Source organism: Arthrobacter glycogeni (genome assembly GCF_054511155.1).
Window position 1 is genome coordinate 78,369 of record NZ_JBTNDE010000006.1, and the last position, 20,868, is coordinate 99,236.

20 protein-coding genes are annotated in these 20,868 nt (G+C 65.7%); 15 read left to right on the forward strand and 5 right to left on the reverse strand.

What is annotated here, in order from left to right:
* Positions 1 to 115 precede the first annotated feature (115 nt).
* Genes ACX80O_RS06020 through ACX80O_RS06035 form a run of 4 tightly spaced genes read left to right on the forward strand, consistent with a single transcriptional unit; the run spans position 116 to position 3,927 of the window.
* Complete coding sequence (locus tag ACX80O_RS06020; protein WP_459305045.1) at positions 116 to 757, forward strand: ABC transporter permease; 642 nt, start codon at positions 116 to 118, stop codon at positions 755 to 757.
* Entirely contained in the window at positions 750 to 2,075 is a 1,326-nt protein-coding gene (locus tag ACX80O_RS06025; protein ID WP_459332865.1) for an ATP-binding cassette domain-containing protein, read from the forward strand. Before ACX80O_RS06020 ends, ACX80O_RS06025 begins: the two co-directional genes overlap by 8 nt.
* Entirely contained in the window at positions 2,072 to 2,854 is a 783-nt protein-coding gene (locus ACX80O_RS06030) for an ABC transporter permease (protein ID WP_459305043.1), read from the forward strand. Before ACX80O_RS06025 ends, ACX80O_RS06030 begins: the two co-directional genes overlap by 4 nt.
* Complete coding sequence (locus tag ACX80O_RS06035; protein ID WP_459332866.1) at positions 2,854 to 3,927, forward strand: glycine betaine ABC transporter substrate-binding protein; 1,074 nt, start codon at positions 2,854 to 2,856, stop codon at positions 3,925 to 3,927. The genes ACX80O_RS06030 and ACX80O_RS06035 overlap by 1 nt, the downstream gene beginning before the upstream one ends.
* 27 nt (positions 3,928 to 3,954) lie before the next feature.
* Here ACX80O_RS06035 and ACX80O_RS06040 read toward each other — a convergent pair whose 3' ends face one another.
* Both ACX80O_RS06040 and ACX80O_RS06045 read right to left on the reverse strand, forming a co-directional pair.
* Positions 3,955 to 5,097, reverse strand: coding sequence for an EAL domain-containing protein (locus tag ACX80O_RS06040; RefSeq protein WP_459332867.1), 1,143 nt, complete (start codon positions 5,095 to 5,097; stop codon positions 3,955 to 3,957).
* Positions 5,094 to 5,270, reverse strand: a complete 177-nt coding sequence (locus ACX80O_RS06045) for a DUF1059 domain-containing protein (RefSeq protein ID WP_459305040.1) — start codon at positions 5,268 to 5,270, stop codon at positions 5,094 to 5,096. Before ACX80O_RS06045 ends, ACX80O_RS06040 begins: the two co-directional genes overlap by 4 nt.
* A gap of 244 nt (positions 5,271 to 5,514) precedes the next feature.
* Between ACX80O_RS06045 and ACX80O_RS06050 the strand changes: the two genes are divergently transcribed.
* The 7 genes from ACX80O_RS06050 (at position 5,515) to ACX80O_RS06080 (ending at position 14,104) form a co-directional block, all read left to right on the forward strand.
* Complete coding sequence (locus ACX80O_RS06050; protein ID WP_459332868.1) at positions 5,515 to 6,552, forward strand: LacI family DNA-binding transcriptional regulator; 1,038 nt, start codon at positions 5,515 to 5,517, stop codon at positions 6,550 to 6,552.
* Between the two features lie 54 nt (positions 6,553 to 6,606).
* Positions 6,607 to 7,899, forward strand: a complete 1,293-nt coding sequence (locus ACX80O_RS06055; RefSeq protein ID WP_459305038.1) for an extracellular solute-binding protein — start codon at positions 6,607 to 6,609, stop codon at positions 7,897 to 7,899.
* Positions 7,900 to 7,910: 11 nt separating this feature from the next.
* Positions 7,911 to 8,861, forward strand: a complete 951-nt coding sequence (locus ACX80O_RS06060; RefSeq protein WP_459305037.1) for a carbohydrate ABC transporter permease — start codon at positions 7,911 to 7,913, stop codon at positions 8,859 to 8,861.
* A 169-nt stretch (positions 8,862 to 9,030) separates the two neighbouring features.
* Positions 9,031 to 9,786 carry a carbohydrate ABC transporter permease gene (locus ACX80O_RS06065; RefSeq protein WP_459305342.1) on the forward strand — a complete coding sequence of 252 codons (756 nt, stop codon included), beginning with the start codon at positions 9,031 to 9,033 and terminating at the stop codon, positions 9,784 to 9,786.
* 6 nt (positions 9,787 to 9,792) lie between these two features.
* Positions 9,793 to 10,893 carry a glycoside hydrolase family 130 protein gene (locus ACX80O_RS06070; RefSeq protein WP_459332869.1) on the forward strand — a complete coding sequence of 367 codons (1,101 nt, stop codon included), beginning with the start codon at positions 9,793 to 9,795 and terminating at the stop codon, positions 10,891 to 10,893.
* Positions 10,890 to 12,998 (forward strand): hypothetical protein, encoded by a 2,109-nt coding sequence (locus tag ACX80O_RS06075; protein WP_459332870.1) that lies wholly within the window; start codon positions 10,890 to 10,892, stop codon positions 12,996 to 12,998. The genes ACX80O_RS06070 and ACX80O_RS06075 overlap by 4 nt, the downstream gene beginning before the upstream one ends.
* Positions 12,999 to 13,192: 194 nt before the next feature.
* Complete coding sequence (locus ACX80O_RS06080; protein ID WP_459305034.1) at positions 13,193 to 14,104, forward strand: phosphodiesterase; 912 nt, start codon at positions 13,193 to 13,195, stop codon at positions 14,102 to 14,104.
* A gap of 54 nt (positions 14,105 to 14,158) precedes the next feature.
* Here the strand turns inward: ACX80O_RS06080 and ACX80O_RS06085 are convergent, their stop codons facing one another.
* Together ACX80O_RS06085 and ACX80O_RS06090 are read right to left on the reverse strand one after the other, a co-directional pair.
* Positions 14,159 to 15,574 (reverse strand): stealth family protein, encoded by a 1,416-nt coding sequence (locus tag ACX80O_RS06085; protein ID WP_459305341.1) that lies wholly within the window; start codon positions 15,572 to 15,574, stop codon positions 14,159 to 14,161.
* Between the two features lie 282 nt (positions 15,575 to 15,856).
* Positions 15,857 to 16,486 carry a DUF1684 domain-containing protein gene (locus ACX80O_RS06090; protein WP_459305033.1) on the reverse strand — a complete coding sequence of 210 codons (630 nt, stop codon included), beginning with the start codon at positions 16,484 to 16,486 and terminating at the stop codon, positions 15,857 to 15,859.
* 80 nt (positions 16,487 to 16,566) lie between these two features.
* Between ACX80O_RS06090 and ACX80O_RS06095 the strand changes: the two genes are divergently transcribed.
* Together ACX80O_RS06095 and ACX80O_RS06100 are read left to right on the forward strand one after the other, a co-directional pair.
* Positions 16,567 to 17,319 carry a sulfite exporter TauE/SafE family protein gene (locus ACX80O_RS06095; RefSeq protein ID WP_459305032.1) on the forward strand — a complete coding sequence of 251 codons (753 nt, stop codon included), beginning with the start codon at positions 16,567 to 16,569 and terminating at the stop codon, positions 17,317 to 17,319.
* 82 nt (positions 17,320 to 17,401) lie between these two features.
* On the forward strand, positions 17,402 to 18,697 hold the full coding sequence (locus ACX80O_RS06100; RefSeq protein ID WP_459332871.1) for a cell division protein PerM: 1,296 nt from the start codon (positions 17,402 to 17,404) through the stop codon (positions 18,695 to 18,697).
* 100 nt (positions 18,698 to 18,797) lie between these two features.
* Here the strand turns inward: ACX80O_RS06100 and ACX80O_RS06105 are convergent, their stop codons facing one another.
* Positions 18,798 to 19,241 carry a hypothetical protein gene (locus tag ACX80O_RS06105; RefSeq protein WP_459332872.1) on the reverse strand — a complete coding sequence of 148 codons (444 nt, stop codon included), beginning with the start codon at positions 19,239 to 19,241 and terminating at the stop codon, positions 18,798 to 18,800.
* Positions 19,242 to 19,280: 39 nt separating this feature from the next.
* Between ACX80O_RS06105 and purN the strand changes: the two genes are divergently transcribed.
* Both purN and ACX80O_RS06115 read left to right on the forward strand, forming a co-directional pair.
* Positions 19,281 to 19,850, forward strand: coding sequence for a phosphoribosylglycinamide formyltransferase (purN, locus tag ACX80O_RS06110; protein ID WP_459305029.1), 570 nt, complete (start codon positions 19,281 to 19,283; stop codon positions 19,848 to 19,850).
* Position 19,851: 1 nt separating this feature from the next.
* Positions 19,852 to 20,868, forward strand: coding sequence for a magnesium and cobalt transport protein CorA (locus ACX80O_RS06115; RefSeq protein ID WP_459305028.1), 1,017 nt, complete (start codon positions 19,852 to 19,854; stop codon positions 20,866 to 20,868).

Here is a 20,868-nt window from a genome sequence, read left to right on the forward strand (position 1 = left end):
ACGGTTCCTCAACATTGCTGTGGGTATCCTGTAAAGGAGGCCGATTCTTGGCGCCTCAAATTTTCGGATATTTGCTGCCGGGCTGACACGTAACCAATGTGAAGAGGGTATAGATTTGTTGGATTTCTTTGGAGACCGGCTGCCTCAGATCCTGTTCTCAAGTTGGCAGCACTTTTCCCTCGTCGTCCAATGTTTAATCCTCGGCACGGTGATTGCCGTAGTTATCGCAGCACTGGTGTACCGCAGCAGCCTCTTCAAGTCGCTCGCCAACAGCATCTCAGCGGTTGGGCTGACCATCCCCTCGTTCGCGTTCATCGGGCTGATGATCGCCCCCTTCGGGTTCGGCGTCACCCCGGCCGTCATTGTTGTGTCCTTCTTCGCGGCCCTGCCGATCCTCCGCAACGCGGTAGTGGGGCTGTCCGGGATCGACAGCGCAGTGGTGGAATCCGCCAGGGGGATCGGGATGAGCCGTATCCGCACCTTGCTGCAGGTCGAACTGCCCCTCGCCTGGCCGGTCATCCTCGCCGGTATCCGCGTATCCGCGCAGATGGTGATGGGCATCGCCGCGATCACCGCCTACGCCCTGGGCCCGGGACTGGGTGGCTTCATCTTCTCTGGGCTGTCCCGGCTCGGCGGCGCCAATGCCATCGAGTCGGTTGCCACCGGCGTCATCGCCGTCATCATTCTTGCCCTTGTGCTCGACGTCCTGCTCATCGGCCTCGGCCGACTAACCACCCCGCGAGGTATCCGTGTCTGAGACCATTCCCACAGCAACCATCACCCCTGACAGTGCGGGGAACGGCATCACCGGCGCCAGCATCCTGTTGGACAAGGTCACCAAACGCTACCCGGGTCAGGATTCCCCGGCCGTCAACGGGCTGACCCTCGAAATCCCGGCCGGCAAGATCGTCATGCTGGTTGGCCCGTCGGGGTGCGGCAAGACCACCACGCTGAAGATGATCAACCGGCTGATCGAGCCCACCGAGGGTCGCATCGTCCTTGACGACGACGACGTCACCGACATCAACGGGGACAACCTCCGACGCCGGATCGGCTACGTCATCCAGGCTGGCGGGCTGTTCCCTCACATGAGCGTTGCGGCCAACATCGGCATCGTGCCGAAACTGCTCGGCTGGAGCAAGGACAAAATCGCTGCACGGGTCGACGAATTGCTCGAACTGGTCTCACTGGATCCCGCGCAGTACCGTGACCGTTTCCCCAAGGAACTCTCCGGTGGGCAGCAGCAGCGCGTGGGAGTGGCCCGTGCCCTGGCTGCCGACCCGCCCGTCCTGCTCATGGATGAGCCGTTCGGTGCCGTGGACCCGATTACCCGGCAGCGGCTGCAGGACGAGCTGCTGAACATCCAGGCAGAGCTCCAGAAGACCATCGTCTGCGTCACCCACGACTTCGACGAAGCGGTGAAGCTCGGCGACTGGATCGCGATCTTCACAGACGGCGCGCAACTGGTGCAGTACGACACCCCCGAGCGGATTCTCGCCAACCCGGCGAACGAGTTCGTCGAGAACTTCATCGGATCCGGCGCCGGACTGAAGCAACTCACCCTTACCCGGGTCAACGAAGTGGTGCTGGCCGACGCCGTCGTCGCGCAGATCGGCGACCTGGGCAGCGACGTGCTGTCCCGGCTCGACGAGGCGAAGCACGACCACGCGGTGATCGTCGACGGGAAGAACCGCCCCATCCAGTGGCTGACCCGCCGCCAGCTCTCCCGCACCGACCGGGTCAGCGACGACTGGGACGCCAAACTCCCTGTCGTCGGCGACCGTGCCACCCTTAACGACGCCCTGGACACCATGCTCGTGTCCAGCGCCGGCGCCGCCCTGGTCACCGGGAAGCGGGACACCTTCCTCGGGGTGATCGACGTCGAAACGGTGATGGACGCGATCGGCCGTGCCCACGCCCACGCCCGGTCGGCGCACTCGTCGGGGCGACCGGTGGGCGTCAACACGGGCACTTTGCAGGCCGTCGAGGAGCAGGACACCCGCTACGACGACGCCGATCGCGACGACGACCGCGACGGCGATTCAGCTGGTATCACCCCGGGGCACGGCCAGTGAGCGCTGCCGCACCCGCCCAGACTCCCCAGGTGATCGCCGCGCGGGCGGACAGCGCAGGGACCTCCTGGCGGCCGCTGGTCTACCAGCTCGCGGGCATCCTTGCGGCATTCGCCGTCCTGGTGGCCTGGGCGCTGACCGCAGACCTGTCGGAAGTTGAACTGAATACGCTCAACCCTGACACGCTGCTCGGCTACACGCTCGAACACCTCGCCCTGACAGCCGTGTCAGCAGTCCTCGTGCTTATCCTTGCCATCCCACTGGGTGTCCTCCTGACCCGTGGACCGTTCCGGCGGCTCACCGGACCGGTACTCGCCGTCGTCAACGTCGGGCAGGCCGCGCCGGCCATCGGTCTGATTGTGCTCCTCGCCTCCTGGCTGGGGTTTGGGTTCAACGCGGCCATCACCGCGCTGGTCCTCTACGCCCTGCTCCCGGTGCTGCGTAACACCATGATTGGTATCAACCAGGTGGACGACCGGCTCGTCGAAGCCGGGCGGGGAATGGGAATGAGTGCCGCAGCGGTCCTGTTCAAGGTGGAGCTGCCCCTTGCCGTCCCGGTGATGCTCGCCGGGATCCGCACCGCACTGGTGCTCCTGGTGGGCACCGCTGCACTCGCGGCATTCATTAACGGCGGCGGGCTGGGCATCCTCATCATCACCGGGGTGAACCTGAACCTGGTCAGCGTGCTGGTGATCGGCTCGGTCCTGGTGGCACTGCTCGCTCTTCTGGTCGACTGGATTGGGCGCGTCGTCGAGCACGTTGCCCGCCCGAAAGGACTCTGATGCACTCATCACCCTCCGCGCGAACAAGCTCCGCCCGAACACCTTCCGCCCGAGCAACGACTGGCGGCCGGGCCCTGCGGCGCGTCGCAGGCGCTGCCGTGGTGCTCTCCACCGGTCTGCTGGCCACCGGCTGCGGGCTGCAGCCTGCCACCTCCTACGTTCCGCTGGCAGGACCGGGCAGCATCGAGGAAATTGTCGACGGCGAGCCGCTGACTGTCACTTCGAAGAACTTCACCGAACAGCTGATCCTCGGTAAGATCGCCGTCCTGGCCGGTCAGGCCGCGGGGTTCGATGTCACCGACCTGACCAACGTTCCGGGCAGCCAACCCGTCCGGGAGCTGATGCTCGCCGGGCAGGCGGACATCGTCTGGGAGTACACCGGTACCGCCTGGCTGACCTACCTCGGCATGAGCGAAGGATTCCCCAACCAGGAGGAGCAGTTCGATGCCGTCTACGAAGCTGACCTGCCGAACGGGCTGACGTGGGGCGACACAGCACCCTTGAACAACACCTACGCGATCGGTGTGCGCAGCGAGGCGGTCGAGGAGCTCGGCGGGATCAGCTCGATCTCTGAAATCGCTGAACTGCCGGTGGAGGAGAGGACCTTCTGCGTTGAGGCTGAGTTCAACTCCCGGCCCGACGGCATGAACCCGATGCTCGCCCACTACGGGATGGAGCGGGGCGCCCCGGACGGTGTACCCGATGACAACATCAGCATCTTCGATACCGGTGCCGTCTACACAGCCACGGATAACGGGGACTGCAACTTCGGTGAGGTGTTCGCTACCGATGGGCGGATCGACGCCCTTGACCTGACGGTCCTCGAGGACGATTTCGGCTTCTTCCCCGCCTACAACGCGGCGCCGGTCTTCTACACGGAGACCCTCGAGGCGCACCCGGAACTTGAGGACGTTTTCCGTGCGATCGCTCCCACCCTGACCGACGAAGCGTTGCGGGCGATGAACCTGCGGGTGGATGTCGAGGGCGAGGAACCCGCGGACGTCGCCTTCGACTTCATGGTGGAGCAGGGCTTCATCTCGGAGGCCGAGGGAGCGCTAGGCTCCGAAGACTAGGGGGCCGCCACGGCCTGATCCGGTCCGCTACGGCTCGGTTGCCGTGAGCGCGGTGATCATCCGTTCGAGTCGTGCGATCCCGGCGAACCGTCCGGCGTTGTCGATGACGAGGAGTGGCTCAAACCGGTAGACGGCCTCGCGGGTCATGGACCGGTCGAGGGCGTCAGCCAGGGGAGTGTCCAGGTTGGCACGCATACCCTGGCTCACCACTCCCAGGGACGCCGCATCGGGCGTGAGCAGTGAGATAGGCCGCAGGTCGGCGTCGATGAGGGCAACAGACCCCAGCCCTGGGTCCTGGTTAAATGCCTCGACCGCCTCAGCCATGCCGAGGACCGCAGGGGCCGGCTCGACGACGTCGCGCAGGACGGACTTCTGGGCGGACGGCTGCCGGGCGGCGAGGCGGTGGGCAAGCTCAAAGTCGATGCCCGCCCACGGTGGTGCCGGCCTGGCCAACAGGTAGCCCTGCACAAGGGGAACGCCGAGGCTGACCAGGGTGTCGAGTTCTTCCACCCGTTCCACGCCCTCCGCGAGAATCCAGGCGTCCACCCGGCTGGCGAAGATTCCGAGCATCTCAATCAGGGCACGCTTGGCTTCGTCGCGGTCAACATCCTGAATCAGCTCCCGGTCAATCTTGATCATTGACGGGCGCAACTGCAGCAGGTGCCGCAGCCCGGCGTAGCCCGCACCGGCGTCGTCGACGGCGATGAGCGCGCCCGCCGACCGCAGCTGGTGCAGATCGGGTTCCAATTCGAGGTAGGAATCGATGGGAGTCTGCTCGGTGAGCTCGACGATCAGCCCACCAAGGTCGCCCTCCTGGCGCCAGACGCTGCGGATGGCTTCCGAGGTGAGGAGTTCGGGAGAGACATTGAGCGTCAGGAAACTGTTCGTGGGCAGGTCCTGGCGCGCCCGCAGAGCGACCCGGAGGGCAGCTGACTCGAGGTCAGCGCCCCGGCCGTGCCGGCGTGCGGCAGCGAACCAGACCTCGGGGTTCTTCTCCTCAAACCCGGGGAACCGCGCCAGCGCTTCGTAGCCGACCACTGAGCCACGTGAGGTATCGATGATCGGCTGGTAGGCGGTAGCCAGGCCTTCGCCCCGGCAGGCGATCGTCAGCAGCTCCTCCCAGTCCGGGGCGGCGGTGGCCCCGGACTGGGACGGGCGTGCAGGAATCAACTAACTGGCTGAATGGCACCGTGGACAGAGTGAACCATACTGTCGGGCAACGACGTCAGCCCGTGAACTGCGGCGGCGTGGGCGCCAACCTGGGCCAGGATTTCGTCGTCCGAGCTGCACACCCATTTGGCGTCGCAACCAGGAACCACATCACCACATGCAAACGATTTCATCTGATCTCCTTGTAGTACGCCGTGTTCGGCGGTGAACCTGCATAACTGTACGTGTTTGAGCTCAATGCTCCAGAGCTAGATTCGCTCTGGGCCTCGTTAAAGATGGCTGCGCCACCCATCGAATCCGCTGTGAATTCGAGACATCCTTGACTATCGGCCACTGAACCGGTTTAGTTAAGTCTACTTAACCGGTTAAGTGATGCGCATCACTCTTTGACTCAGCAAGCGAAGGACGGCGACGGAGATGGCGGTAACGATCAGCGACGTAGCCCGGGCCGCCGGGGTAAGCAAAGGTGCTGTGTCCTACGCCCTGAACGGGCAGGCCGGGGTCAGCGAGGACACCCGTCGTCGGATCCTCAGCACCGCGGCCGCCCTGGGCTGGACGCCGAGCCTGCGGGCCAGGTCCCTGTCCTCCTCCAAGGCCTACGCGCTGGGTCTGGTGGTGGCCCGCGACCCCAGGCTGCTGGGGACGGATCCGTTCTTCCCCTCGTTCATTGCCGGCGTCGAGACCACCCTGGCCGACCGGGGCTATTCACTGGTCCTCACCGTGGCCACCAAAACAGGGGCAGAGGAAGCCAGCTACCGGCGTCTGGCGCACGAAGGGCGCGTGGACGGCGTCATCCTCAGCGACATGCGCACCAACGACTCCCGGATCGCCCTGTTGCTCGAACTGGGACTTGCGGCGGTCACCCTGAATCGACCCATCACGCCGTCCCCGTTTCCCGCGGTCTGCATGGATGACACCGAGGGCATCAGCCATGCCGTCCAGCACCTCGTCGACCTGGGCCACACCAGAATCGCCCATGTGGGCGGCTCCCAGCACTACATCCACGGTCTGAGCCGGCGTAACGCGTGGGCCAACACCCTTGAACTCAACAGGCTGGACCATGACCTCTTCATTGAGGCGGACTTCGGTGCCCTGGAGGGGGTGGCAGCGACGGCTGACTTCCTGGCGCGGGACAGCCCGCCCACGGCTATCGTCTACGCGAACGACATCATGGCGACGGCGGGTCAGGCCTATGCCCAGCAGCACGGGCTGCGGATTCCCGATGACCTGTCGATCACCGGCTACGACAACACCGAATACGCCCAGTACCTCAACCCAGCGCTGACCAGCATCGGCAGCGACCCGCTGCTGTGGGGAAGCTCCGCGGCGCAGGTACTGCTGAACCAGCTCGAAGGCACCCACGACGGCGACGACGTCGTCCTTCCTGCACCAGGACTTATTACCCGCGGGTCCACCGCGGCGCCCCACGGCCGGAGTACCACCGGCAGTAAATAACTCAGTAACCACAGTGACACCAAGCGCTGTGAAAGTGATCTAGGAGAAAACGCAATGACGCGATACACCAACCGAGCATTGGCCATCACGGCCACCGCCATGATGGGTCTGGGACTCGCCGCCTGCGGCGGGGGCGGCGGCGACGCGGCCGGCGATGGAGAGCTGACCAGCGGCCCCATCACCATCTGGTATTCGAACAACCAGCAGGAAGTGGCGTGGGGCGAGGCGATGGTTGAAGCCTGGAACGCAGACAACCCGGACCAGGAGGTGACCGCCCAGGAGATTCCCGCGGGCACCAGCTCCGAAGAGGTTATCGCGGCGGCCATCACCGCCGGCAACGCCCCCTGCATCGTGATGAACACGGCGCCCGTGGCGGTCCCGCAGTTCGAGGAAATGGGCGGCCTGGTTCCGCTGGACACCTTCGAGGACGGCGTCGAGTACGTCGAATCCCGCAGCGGCGACGTCGCCGAGCAATACAAATCGGCTGACGGCCAGTATTACCAGCTGCCCTGGAAATCCAACCCCGTGGTGCTGTACTACAACAAGGACATGTTCGAAGCGGCAGGCCTTGACCCCGAGAACCCGGCGCTCGGCACTCAGGATGAGCTCCTCGAAACGTCCCGCACCCTCGTCGAATCGGGTGCCGCCGACTACGCCATGTGGCCGTCCCCGGCCGGCGAGTTCTACCAGTCCTGGTTTGACTTCTACCCCTTCTTCGCCGCAGCATCCGGCGGTTCACAGCTGGTGGCCGACGGCGAGGCAGCCTTCAACACCGACGAGGGCAAGGCTGTCGCGGGGATGTGGCAGACCATGTACGAGGAGGGCCTGTCCTCGCAGGAGGCGTACACCGGTGACTCCTTCGTCGATGGGAAGGCGGCCATCGCCATCTCCGGTCCGTGGGCCATCCCGGTCTACGGCGACGACGTCAACTGGGGCACAGCGCCTGTGCCGGGCCTCGCCGAGGGGGACGAGAGCTACACGTTCTCCGACGCCAAGAACATGGCCATCTACTCGGCCTGCGACAACAAGCAGACCGCCTGGGACCTGATGAAGTTCGCCACCAGCGAGGAACAGGACGGGGCGCTCCTCGAAGCGACCGGCCAGATGCCCATCCGCGCCGATCTGAGCGACGCCTACGCCGAGTACTTCGAAGCCAACCCCGCCTACACCGAATTCGCCGACCAGGCGTCGCGGGCGGTCGAGGTTCCCAACGTGCCGAACTCGGTCGAAATCTGGCAGACCTTCCGTGACGCCTACGGTGCGTCGGTGATCTTCGGCAATGAAACAGTCGACGACGCGTTCACCACCGCCGCCGAGGAAATCACCACCCTCGCCACCGAAGAGTAGGCGGACCGACGGTGACTGCTTCAACCACCGTCGGTAAGCCGCGGGATCCGGGCACCAGCCCGGGTCCCGCCCCCCGCCGGCGCAACAGACTGCTGGGACGCCAACCCCTTGGGCTCGCGTTCAGTGCACCCTACGTCCTCTTCATCCTCGCGGTGCTCGCGTTTCCCCTCGGCTACGCCGTCTACATCTCCTTCCACGACTTCTTCTTCACCGCGCCAGGTGTCGCCGTGGAACGCCCGTTTGTCGGGTTCGACAACTACGCGGCGGTGCTCACGGATCCCGACGTCGGCCGTTCGTTCGCGAACATCGGCGTCTTCCTGATCATCAATGTGCCCCTCACCGTCGTGCTGTCCCTGGTCCTCGCCAACGCGCTGAACCGGGTCACCCGCCTCCGCACGTTCTTCAGGGTCAGCTACTACGTGCCGTACGTGACGGCGAGTGTTGCCGTCGTCGGCGTGTGGCTGTTCCTGTTCTCCCAGAACGGCCTGATCAACTCGATCCTCGGCCCGCTGGCCCCCGACCCGTCGTGGCTCGTGAACTCCGGGCTCGCCATGCCGACCGTGGCACTGTACGTGACCTGGAAGCAGCTGGGATTTTTCATCCTGCTCTACCTGGCTGCGTTGCAGAATATCCCCGAAGAACTCTATGAGTCCGCCTCGGTGGACGGCGCCGGCAAAATCAGGCAGTTCTGGAGCATCACCGTCCCCAGCGTCCGGCCCGCCAGTTTCCTTGTGACGCTGCTCGCCACCATCACCGGCGCTAACCTGTTCACCGAGCCCTACCTCCTCACCGGTGGCGGCGGACCGGACGGCGCCTCGACGTCGCCCGTGTTCCTCATGTACCAGCAGGGGATCCTGCAGGGCAACCCCGATACCGCTGCCGCCCTCGGCGTCATCCTGGTGCTCGGCGTCCTGCTCCTGGCCTTCCTGCAACGCCGCTTTATCGGTGGAAAGGACGATTGACATGGCTAAGGACTTCCAGCCAACCCTCGGCACGACGTCGGCTGCGCCGGCCGTGACGCCGTCCCCGGCACCGCGGGCCTCACCGACCGAAAAGCAGCGCGGGCTGCGGCCGTTCAGCTTCATCCTGCTTGCCGTCGGTGCATTCGTGTTCCTGTTTCCGTTCTACTACATGTTCATCGGGTCGCTGCAGACCCAACCCGACACCTCGGTGGGAGGGGCGTTCCCGAACGTCGGAAACATCACCGGAGCCAACTACGTCCTGATCAACGAGTCGATCAACCTCATTCAGGGCCTGATCAACTCCGGGATCTTCACCGGCGGGGTGATCCTTTGCACCGTGATCTTCGGCATCCCGGTGGGCTACGCCCTGGCGCAACTGCAGTTCCGCGGCCGCGGGGTGGTGTTTGCCCTGCTGCTCCTGGTCCAGATGGTGCCGTTCCAGCTGCTGCTGATCCCGTTGTACGTGCTGATTGTGCGGGACTACGGGTTGGCGGACAGCTACCTCGGCATGATCCTGCCGTTTGCCATCAACTCCACCGCGGTGTTCGTTTTCAGGCAGTATTTCCTGCAACTGCCCGCCTCCTTGTTCGAGGCGGCGCGGATCGACGGGGCATCCGAGCTGCGCATCCTGCTGCAGATCGCCATTCCCCTGGTGCGGCCGGCGATCGTCACGGCAATCCTGCTCACGTTCATCGGGCCGTGGAACGAGTTCCTGTGGCCGTTCCTGGTCACCAAGGACACCGCGTTCCAACCGCTCGCCGTGTCCCTCGCCAACTACATCTCCAATGTTGCGGCCACCGCAGCCAACCCGTTCGGTGCCATCCTGGCCGGCGCGTGCGTGCTCGCGGCGCCCGCCGTCGCACTCTTCATCGTCTTCCAACGCCAATTCATTTCCACCAATATCGGATCAAGCGCAAAGGGTTAACCTTCAATGACTACGCAAACCACTGCTTCCACCACCACCCTGCTACCCACCGTGCCGTTCACGCTGACCCGTGCCGGCGTCATCATGAGCCCGGAGGAGGGCAACGACCTCGAAGCCGAAGGAGTCCTCAACCCGGCCAGCGGTCGCGGCCCGGACGGCGACCTGTACCTGCTGCCCCGCCTGGTCTCCAAGGGCAACGTGTCCCGGGTGGGGCTCGCCAAAATCATCATCGAGAACGGGGTCCCCACCGGCGTCGACCGGCTGGGCGTTGTGTTCGGTCCGGACGAGGGCTGGGAACGGGGCACCAACAACTCGGGCACCGAGGACCCCCGCACCACATGGGTGCCCTCACTCGGACTGCACCTGATGACCTATGTGGCGTACGGGCCGATGGGACCACGGATGGCGTTTGCCCATTCCACCGATTTGCGGTCCTGGCAGCGGCTCGGCCCCTGCTTCTTCGAGTACCGGGCCGAACTGTCCATGGACCTGAACCTGTTCCCCAACAAGGACGGTGTGTTTTTCCCCGAACCGGTCAACGACCCCGACGGCGTCCCCTCCTATGCGCTCCTGCACCGGCCCATGTGGGACCTGGGCTGGATCCGCGAGGGTGAAGGCGAGCACCTGCCCGCCGGGATGACCGACAGCCGACCCGGCATCTGGATCTCCTATGTCGCGGTCGAGGACGTCGAGAAGGACATCCGGAACCTGGTCCACATGGGCAAGCACACCCTCGTGGCGATGAGCGAGTTCGAGTTCGAGGAACTGAAGATCGGTGGCGGCCCGCCCCCCATCCGGGTCGACGAGGGCTGGCTCATCATCCACCACGGGGTGGCCGGTGCGCTGGAGAAGTCAGCGTTCGATCATCAACAGAAGGTCAACTATTCGGCGGCGGCGATGATCCTCTCCGCCGATGACCCGTCCATCGTGATCGCCCGCAGCCGGGAGCCGCTGCTGGCGCCGGAAACCGAGGACGAAAAGTCGGGGATCGTGCCGAACGTGGTCTTCCCCACGGCCATCGAGGAAATCGACGGGCAGCTTTTCGTCTTCTACGGCATGGCCGACTCCAAAATCGGTGTGGCCCGCCTCGATCGGGTTGCGCCATGACCGCCCGGGCGGTACGCGTCCCGTGCCTTGCCGTCGGCGTCTCGCTGGCGATCGTCGGCGTCGGGATGGCGCCGGTGGCCGCTGCGCCGGCACCGGCAGTTCCCTCAGTTGTTGCGCCGGCTATCCAGCCCACCGCTACAGCGCCACTGACCAACACGTCCCACCTGGACTGGTTGCTTGACGAGGTGCCGGTCCCTGACATCGCCGGGCACAGCACCTACCAATCCGGGGACCGGCCCACGGCGTTGGCACCCTGGACGTATGCCGACCGGAACGACGACGGCACCTACCGGAAAATCGGCGGTGGGAACCTGAACGCCGAAGGTGACTGGAGCCAAGGCGCCTACAACGCCGACGACATTTCCCGGACCGCTGTGGTCTACCTCAGGCACTGGCAGCAGACCGGGAGTGAGGCGAGCAGGGAGTCGGCCTTCCAGACCCTGCGGTCGCTGGCCTACCTGCAGACCACCGACGGACCCAACGCCGGCAACGTGGTGCTCTGGCAGCAAACCGACGGCGACCTCAACCCGAGCGCCGAACCCGTCGAACTGCCGGACCCCTCCGATTCGGCTGAATCGTACTGGGTGGCCCGCACTGTGTGGGCCCTCGGAGAGGGCTACGCAGCGTTCAGCGAGGCCGACCCCGAGTTCGCGGCGTTCCTCAAGGAGCGGCTGCACCTGTCGCTGGGCGCGCTCAACCGCCAGTCGCTGAGCCAGTACGGCCAGTACGACGTGGCCGACGGCGTAGCGGTTCCCGCGTGGCTGATCGCCGACGGTGCTGACGCGTCGGCCGAGGCGGTGCTGGGCCTGGCAGCGTATGTCGGCGCCGAGCCGTCGGATGAGGTGGCCCGGACGGCCCTCTCCCAGCTGAGTGAAGGCATCGCCGGGATGTCCGCGGGAGACACCCGGGCCTGGCCGTTCGGCGCCATCCTGCCGTGGACCAAGTCGCAGACGTTCTGGCACGCCTGGGGCGGGATGGCGCCGGCGGCCGTCGCGGACGCTTCGGTGGTGCTGGGCCGGCCGGAGCTGGCTGACGCAGCGGTCAAGGACACCGCCGGTTTCACCGCGCAACTGCTCGCCGCCGGCGGGCCGGACAACGCGTGGACGCCCACCCCCTCCGAACGGGTGCAGATCGCGTACGGGGTCGACTCGCGGCTGCAAAGCCTGGTGTCGACGGCTGAGGCGACCGGTGCCACCGGGCTCTATGAGCTGGCGGCGGTGATGGGCGGCTGGTACTTCGGCGCGAATCGCAGCGGCGAACCCACCTACAACCCGGCAACCGGCGTCACCTTCGACGGCGTGCAGGCCGACGGCACCGTGAATCGCAACTCGGGGGCCGAGTCCACCATCCACGGACTGCTGTCCATGCTGGTCCTGGACGCCCACCCCGGGCTGAAGGCGGACGCCCTGGGCATTAACCGGACAGTGGCGACGGATGGACTCACCGTGGTGGAAGCGGAAACCGGAACCATCCGAGGCGACGGCAGCATGGTCACCGCCGAGTCGGCGTGGACCGGGGAAGCGAATATTTCCGGCGGTGCGTACGCGCAACTGACTGCAGGCGCGCGCCTGCGCATCCCGGTGCCCGCGCATCAGCAGGACCGCAACGTGTACCCGATCGTGAACCGGACCATTGAGGAATCAGGGACCACCACCTGGTCCGGCAAGCGGAAGCTCGGCACCACCCCGAATGGCGGGGCGGGGGAGCAGGGCATCACCGACGCGCCGGGGCAGTTGCAGCCGTTCAGCCTGGAACGCGACCTGCGGCGGGGCGAGCGTAGTGTAAGCGCCGCCGTCGACGGTCCCGCTTCGATCGACGCGCTGCTGCTCCAACCGCTGATCTCCTCGGTGACAGTGGACGGGCCAGCGGGGGAGTCGACCATCTATGTGAGTGCCGCCGAGAAGAAGACGCTGCACCGAGTGGATGTGCCGCGCGGGTACTGGCTGGAACAGCAGGCCTACGACGCGGCCGGACAGCCGGTTGCGCTGCCCGGAGGCAAGGGTAAGGGCACCGACCAGGACAGGAGCAAGGACAAGGGCCCTGACAAGGGCAAGGTGTATGTGGCGCCGGGAGGCTTCACCGAAACCTCGCTGATCCGCAAGTAGTCCGCAAACAGGCGGCAATTAGTCCGCAAGCAGGCCAGGAGGCCGTGCGGCCGGGAAACCCCCCGGCCGCGCGGCCACTCGTGAAGCGTTATCCGACTTGCCGGGCTGTGTTCACCGGCTATTAGTGTGATCTCTGCTTTGATGGAGGTCAATTAGGTTGTAAACGGTTACCGCCAGCTACCTAGAGGGTCACCATGAATTACCGGACGGCCGAGCATCCTCGGCCGCAGCAGTTTATCCTCCACCTCAGCGACACCCACCTGCTCGGTGGGCCCGGGCCACTGTACGGGGCGGTGGATAGCGAAGCCCGGTTACGCCAGATTTTTACCGAGTTGGAAGACTCGGGGGCCCGGCCGGAGGCGCTGGTCTTCACCGGAGACCTGGCCGACAAGGGTGAAGCCAACGCCTACGCAAAACTCCGTGCCATCGTTGAACCCGCAGCGGCGAAGCTCGGCGCCGACGTGATCTGGGCGATGGGCAACCATGATGACCGGGCCAATTTCCGGGTGGGGCTGCTCGATCAGGCTCCCGACGCTGCGCCGATCGACCGTAGTTACCTCGTCAACGGCTTGCGCATCATCACCCTCGATTCCACGGTGCCCGGCCACCATCACGGCGAGTTCAGTCACGAGCAGCTGCTCTGGCTGGCGAACGAACTTCTGACACCGGCGCCCAACGGCACCCTGCTTGCCCTGCACCACCCGCCGATTCCCTGCGTCCAGGACCTCTCGGTCCTGGTGGAACTGCGCGGCCAACGCCAGCTCGCCGACGTCGTCCGCGGTTCCGACGTTCGCGGCATCCTGGCCGGTCATCTGCACTACTCGACCACTGCCACCTTCGCCGGCGTTCCAGTGTCGGTGGCGTCGGCCACCTGCTACACCCAGGATCTGGGGTACGACGGCGGCGGCACCCGCGGGCAGGACGGTGCCCAGGCGTACAACCTGGTGCACGTCTATGAGGACACGATCGTCCACTCGGTGGTCCCGATCGGCGCGTACCGGCCGGTGGGCGAGACGGTGCCGTTGCGTGAAACACGCCGCAGACTCGACGCCGCCGGGGTGCGGATCGCCGACGCAGCACCCGCCCGGCAGTTCACCGGCGCCTGACGCCCCGGGGCGTCAGACAGGCGCCCTACTACAACACCCGGGCCACTGCTCCGGTCATTTTTCCCAGGGCGCCTTGATGGGAAAGTACTTCTCCAGAAAGTCAGTGACCAGCCGGGCGCGCTCCTCGGCGGGAACCTCGGGGAAACTTCCATCATTGAGGCAGAAGAAATCGGTGTGCCGCTTGTCCAGCAGTTTGTTCAGGCCGCGCAGCCCTGACCGCATGGTGGTGTCGATGTACTGCACCTTCGCCGACTCCTGGGTCACGGCCCGGCCGGTCAGCAAAGCGTAGTAGTGGTACAGGGAGTTGGTGACCGAGATGTTGTCCTTGGCCCGGAACCGTGAGGCCGCGGTAGCGGCGAACTCGGCAGCGAACTCCTGTTCCATTTCCAGGAGCACACTGCGCCGCAGGGGCGCCGCCGTGTGTTCGAGGTGCCGGGTTGTGATCCTGCCGAACCGCTCATGCAACAGCCGCCGGTTGACCCGGGCGGCGTTCTCGAAGCCGCTGCGCTCGGCGTCGTTGTCGCCCAGTCCAATCCGGATGTCAGCCTGGATGAACTTGGTGATCCCGCCGGGGGAAAAGAACATGTCGGGGGACACCGGACGGCCGAAGAACATGTCGTCGTTCGAGTAGAGGAAATGCTCTGACAACCCCGGGATGTGCTGCAGTTGGCTTTCAACGGCCTGCGAGTTGTGGGTTGGAAGGACCGACGGGTCCTTGAAGTGTTCCTCAGAGCGGACCAGGGTCACCGAGGGGTGATCGGCCAGCCACTCGGGGGCGGCGGAGTCGGTGGCGATGAAGATCCGGCGGACCCACGGCGCGAACATGTACACCGACCGCAGGGCGTATTTCAGTTCGTTGATCTGGCGGAACCGTGCCTCGTGGTCGTCACCAGATCCCACCACTGCGCCCTGCATCCGGGCAGCCCTGGCCGCCTGGTACTCGGGTGAACTGCCGTCCACCCAGGAAAACACCAGGTCAATCTCAAAGTCGATGTCAGTGGCGTGATCGGCGAACATGTTGTCGATGGTTGGCCACATCAGGCCGTGCCGTTCCACGGACCCGCGGACCACCTCGGAGGAGGGGAGGGTGCGGCGGGTCAGGGAATTCTCGACGGGGAGTTCGATGGTGTCGCCGTCGAGCTTCCACAGTTCAATCTGCACTCCAGCGGACGGCCCGAAGGCGAGCCCGCCGATCGGTTCGATCCGGGGGCGGAACAGGCGGAAAATCCGGGCCTTGGCGCTGTGGGACAGGGAACCGTCCGTGACGAGGAGGGTGGTCCGGCGTTTGGTGTCCACGGTGCGGGAGTAGAACGGTTCGGTCTCGCAGGCCGCCACCAGGGCGTCCCGCAAGCGTTCACGGTGCTTGAGGTCAATAGCGATCACCGGACGTTCGTCATTGCCGCGCACCAGCAGGTACTCAATGGCGGCGTCCTCGAGTGCGGCGCGGATGAACAGCAGATCCTCGACCATCGCCTGGTGCGGTGTGACGCTCTGGTTGATCAGCGTGAACCGGCGTTTGACGGTGGTGATGTCGGTGCGATCGGTGAAGCGTGCGACGGCGGCGCGCGACGCCGACTCGAGGACTTCGGCCTCGTTAACGGGTTCGGGCGCGCCGAAATAGATATCGTGTTGGGCGGCAGTATCCGTAATGTGAGCCTCCAGAGGGGTACCAGGTGTCTTAGCTCCATGATAAAGCCTGCTTCGCACCGAGCGTCCCGCCCCCTGACCCCCGGCGGCGTCGTCGTTCGCCCTTCAGTACGTGGAGTACAGCTCGCCGACGCGGAGCTCGACGTCAACCCGGTTGTCCACCCCCGGCAGAGGGCAGGCCCACGCCTCGTCATAGGCACACGACGGGTTGTACGCGAAGTTCAGGTCGAGGATGAGCCGGTCACCGACCACCCCGAGATGCGAACCCTTGACGGTGTCCAGCAGATAACGCCCGCCCCCGTAGGTTCCGCCGGGCTGGCCTGCGGAGCCGTCGCGCACCGGCAGGAACAGCCCGCCCCCGTAGGAGGCGAGCCGCCACAGGGCCAGCCGCCCGACGCCGTCGAGCCCCACGGTGCCGAGCCGCTGGAACGTCACTGTCCCGTCCGTCCCGGTGGGGACGGTCATCTCCTCGCCCACACCGTCGTCGTCGATCACTGCCTCAAACCGGTAGTCCGACTGGTACCCGGCTACCGCGAGGCCGACGAAGGAGGCGGCCGCCGTCGCATCCAGCGGCGATGCGGGATGGGTGGCGAACAGCCGGTCCCGTCCGGCACGCCACAGGGTATGCGCCGACGACGGCGACCCGGACTGCGCGCGAGCACGCACCTGCGCATAGAGGTCGAAAACCTGCTGTCGCCAGTCGGCAATCTGGAGTGCTGTAGTGGCTGTAGGCATCCTCCAAGCCTAGTGGCCCACGCTGGGGGCGCCCGTCACGGACAACCGGAAAACAGTTGCCCCAGCGTACTGTGTCACCTGTGACCACCGGCATCTTCTTCATCGTTCTGTTCTCCATTCTGCTCGGTGCCATCGCGCAACGGATCGCCGGCCTGGGTTTTGCCCTGCTGATTGCGCCGTTCCTGGTCATCATCCTGGGCCCGCACGAGGGAGTGGTGCTGGTCAACATGTGCGGGGTGGTGTCCTCGGCCCTGATCGTGGGGCGGGTCTGGAAGGACATTGACTGGAACATGTTCCGGTGGATGGTGATCCCCTCCGTGTTCGGCTCGGTCCCCGGGTCCATCGCCGCGGTGATGCTGCCGTCCGCACCCTTGTCGGTGACAGTGGGCGGCGTCGTCCTCGTCGCGCTCTCGGTGTCACTGGTACTGCAACGCTCGTCGGTGGTGGTGCGCGGCAATACGCCCAAGGCCATCGCGGGGTTCGCTGCTGGCCTGACCAATTCCATGGCCGGGGTCGGCGGTCCGGCGGTCAGCGCGTACGCACTGTTGTCCCGCTGGCCGCAACGGCCCTTTGCCGCCACCCTGCAGCCGTTCTTCGTGGTGATCGGGCTGGTCACCCTGGCGGTCAAACTCAGCCTCGACCCCTCGGACGCCCCAGCGCTGCAATGGTGGATGTGGACTGCCATCGGCGTCGTGATCGTGACCGGGATCTTCGCCGGCGAGAAGCTCTCCCGGTTCATTAAGGACGATCACGCCCGTTTCTTTGTGATTGTGATCGCTTTCGTTGGTGCCGCAGCCGCATTGGTCAAGGGATTGCTGGATCTTCTTGTCTAACGCGGGGTCCGTGTCCTCGAACCGGGCGGCCGGGCCGCGTCGCTGAACGTCGGAGGCTGCAGCCGGTGGCACCATTGAGGAGATGAAGCTTCCACTCCGTATGCCCGGTCGGCGTGCCCTGCCCATGCCCCTGTGGCTGCAGGGTGTGTTCGAGTTGGCGCAGTCAGCAGTGATCTCTGGGCTGCTGATCCTGGTCCCCCTGGCCGCTGTCTGGGTAGCGGGTGGGTTCGCCGACCGTACGGCCACCGCCATGCTGCACCTGGTTGGGCAGGCTTGGCTCCTGATCCACGGGGTACCCCTTGAAATAGCTTTTTCCGCGGCAGACCCGGACGGGACCGGTGTCACGGGACTCCTCGCCGTCGTGCCGCTGGGGCTCACCCTGATCCCTTTCCTACTGGCGTGGCGGGCGGGCCGACGCCTTGCCCGGGCGTCGTACTCCGACCAACTGTGGCAGGCACTGCTTGGGGCGCTCGGAATCTACTCGGTGATCGGGGCCGGCGTTGCCTACCTCTCCACCACTGCTGAAGTGACCGTCCCGCTGGCCGGCGGCGCTCTGATCCCACTCGTGTCGGCGGGCCTGGGACTGGTGATTGGTGCCTACCGGGAGGCAGGGGAGTGGAGCCGGTTAATCGGCGTCGAACGCGCCGCCTGGCTTGCGAAGACCAGCCAGCACTCCCGGTGGGCCGGATCCTACGCCTGGTCGGGTGTGCGGGCCGGTTTCGTGGCGCTTACCGTCTCCCTCGGGCTGTCAGCGCTGCTGCTGGCGGTGACGTTCGGGCTGCGGTGGGCGGAGCTGGCGGCGGTCTACCAGCGCCTTGACGCGGGGATTGTCGGCGGGGGCGCCCTGACCCTCGCGCAGCTCGGCTTCCTGCCCAACCTGGTGGTGTGGACCCTCGCCTGGGCGTCCGGCACCGGCTTCGCGCTCGGCTCCGGCAGCGCTATTACCCCGCTGACCACCAGTGCTGGCCCGTTGCCTGCCCTGCCGGTCCTTGGCGCGGTGCCGCCGGGCACCCTCGAATACGGGTTGGCGGCGCTCGCCATTCCCGTCCTGGCGGGTCTGCTGGCCGGCTGGTGGTTCTTCAGGGAAGGCGAGAATCACTTCGACGAGTGGCTGGAAATCAAGATGGAGGCGCGGTGGTTCACTGCCAGCATCTCCACCCTGGCAGCCGCAGTGCTGATCGGCGTCACCGCCGGTGTGGCGGCAGGGGTGCTCGCGTGGGTGTCCCGCGCGTCGCTGGGCCTCGGGCGGCTGGTGGATCTGGGACCTAACCCGGCGTGGGTGGCACTCCTGATTGCCGCTGAGGTGGCGGTCGGCGCCGTCATCGGCTACGCGGCGGGCCCGCTGCTGGAGCGGGAAGGCCGCCAAAACAGTGGCTGACCCGCAAACGAGTGGCTGACCCGCAAACAAGTGGTGGGGCAACCGCTCAGGTGCGGGGCCGCTACTCAGGTGCGGGGCCGCCACTTTCCTGCGGCAGAATCTAGGAGCCCGGGAGGAGCCCGCCAAGGTTCATCAGGTCATCCTGGCACGCACTCTGCGCCGCGTTGGTGAGCGCCGTGCTCATGCAGTCCTCGTAGTCGGCGGTGACCGGCCACAACGCCACCTGGGCGCCGGTTCCGACGACCAGGAATGCCGTTGCTACCAGCCCGATCACCGTGGTGACACGCAGCATCCCCGGGAGTTTGTCCCGCACCGCCCGCACCAGGGCGAAAATCCCGAGTACCAGAGCGGCCAGACCGAAAACCAGGCCAAAGACCTTCCACGGCAAGGGGAGCGTGCCGGTCAGGATGGCACCGAGCATCGCCAGCAGGAACCACCTGAAGTAGGTCCGCGTCCTGGCCAGCTCTTTTTCCCCGGGCGACCCGGGCGACCCGGGGCCGGGCGTGGCGGGAGCTGGCTTGGCGGGGCGGGGGCTCTCGTTCATGGTTTAACCCTAGGGTAGAGCGCAGCCTATGGTTGACCCATGCGCATCGTAGTCCTGGTTTCCGGCACCGGATCCAACCTTCAGGCGGTCATCGACGCCGTGAACACCGGCACCCTTGACCTCACCATCGCCGCCGTCGGAGCCGACCGCCCGGACACCTACGGGGTGGAGCGCTCCACCGCTGCCGGGATCGACGGGTTTGTGGTGGACTTCAGGTCCTTCGACCGGCGCGCCGACTGGAACGCGGCATTGACGGAGAAGGTCGCGTCCTATGCACCGGACTACGTGGTGTCCTCGGGGTTCATGCGGATTGTCGACCAGGGCTTCCTCGACGCCTTCCCCCACCGCTACCTGAACACGCATCCCGCCCTGCTGCCCAGCTTCCCCGGTGCCCACGGGGTGCGGGACGCCCTGGCTTACGGAGTCAAGGTGACCGGGTGCACGGTGATGATCGCAGACGCCGGCGTCGACACTGGGCCCATCCTTGCGCAGGCCGCCGTCGAGGTGCTCGACGACGACACCGAGGCGTCCCTCCACGAACGCATCAAGGTGAAGGAGCGGACCCTGCTCATCCAGACCCTCCGCCGACTCAGCCAGGAACAGGGCTGATATGGCACTCATCGACAACGCCGTCTACGTCGATGGCAAGAGAGAACCAAACCCGGATTCCCTCGACGATACCTTCGAAATCATGCGCGCCAGCGGTGGTATGGCATGGATCGGCCTATACCGACCGGACGACGAGGAGCTCACCACGGTCGCCGACGAGTTTTCCCTCCACCACCTAGCGGTTGAAGACGCCCTGAAGGGTCATCAGCGGTCCAAACTGGAACGCTACGGGTCAACCCTGTTTGTGGTGCTGCGCCCGGCGCGCTACCTCGACGATGAGGAGAAAGTGGAGTTTGGGGAGCTCCACGTGTTCATTGGCGAGGATTTTGTGGTCACCGTCAGGCACGCCGAATCACCCAACCTGGGAAGGGTCCGCAACCGGCTGGAGGAGAGCCCCGAACTGCTTTCGCTGGGGCCGGCCGCGGTGCTCTACGCCATCCTCGACGAGGTGGTGGACGAGTATGAGCCGGTGGTGAACGGGCTCGAGAACGACATCGACGAGATCGAAAACGAGCTCTTCGGCGGCGACCCGGGCGTCTCCCGGCGTATCTACGATCTGCACCGCGAGGTGATCGAGTTCCAGCGGGCCACCCAGCCGCTGCAATTCATGGTGGAGAATCTTCAGCGCGGTTCCGAGAAGTACCATCTTGACCCTGAGGTGAACCGTCGGTTGGGTGACGTGCTGGACCATGTGATCCGGCTGATTGAACAGGTGAACACGTTCCGCACCCTGCTGCAGAACGCCCTCACCGTTCACTCGACACTCGTTGCCCAACGCCAGAATGAGGAGATGACACGGTTGACCGAGACGTCCCTGGCACAGAATGAGGAGGTCAAACGGATCTCCTCCTGGGCCGCGATTCTCTTCGCCCCCACCTTGGTGGCCGCCATCTACGGCATGAACTTCGACGTGATGCCAGAATTGCACTGGGCCTTCGGCTACCCGTTCGCCCTGGTGCTGATGGCAGCCACAGGTGTCGGCCTCTACCTGGCGTTCAAGCGGAACCGCTGGTTGTAG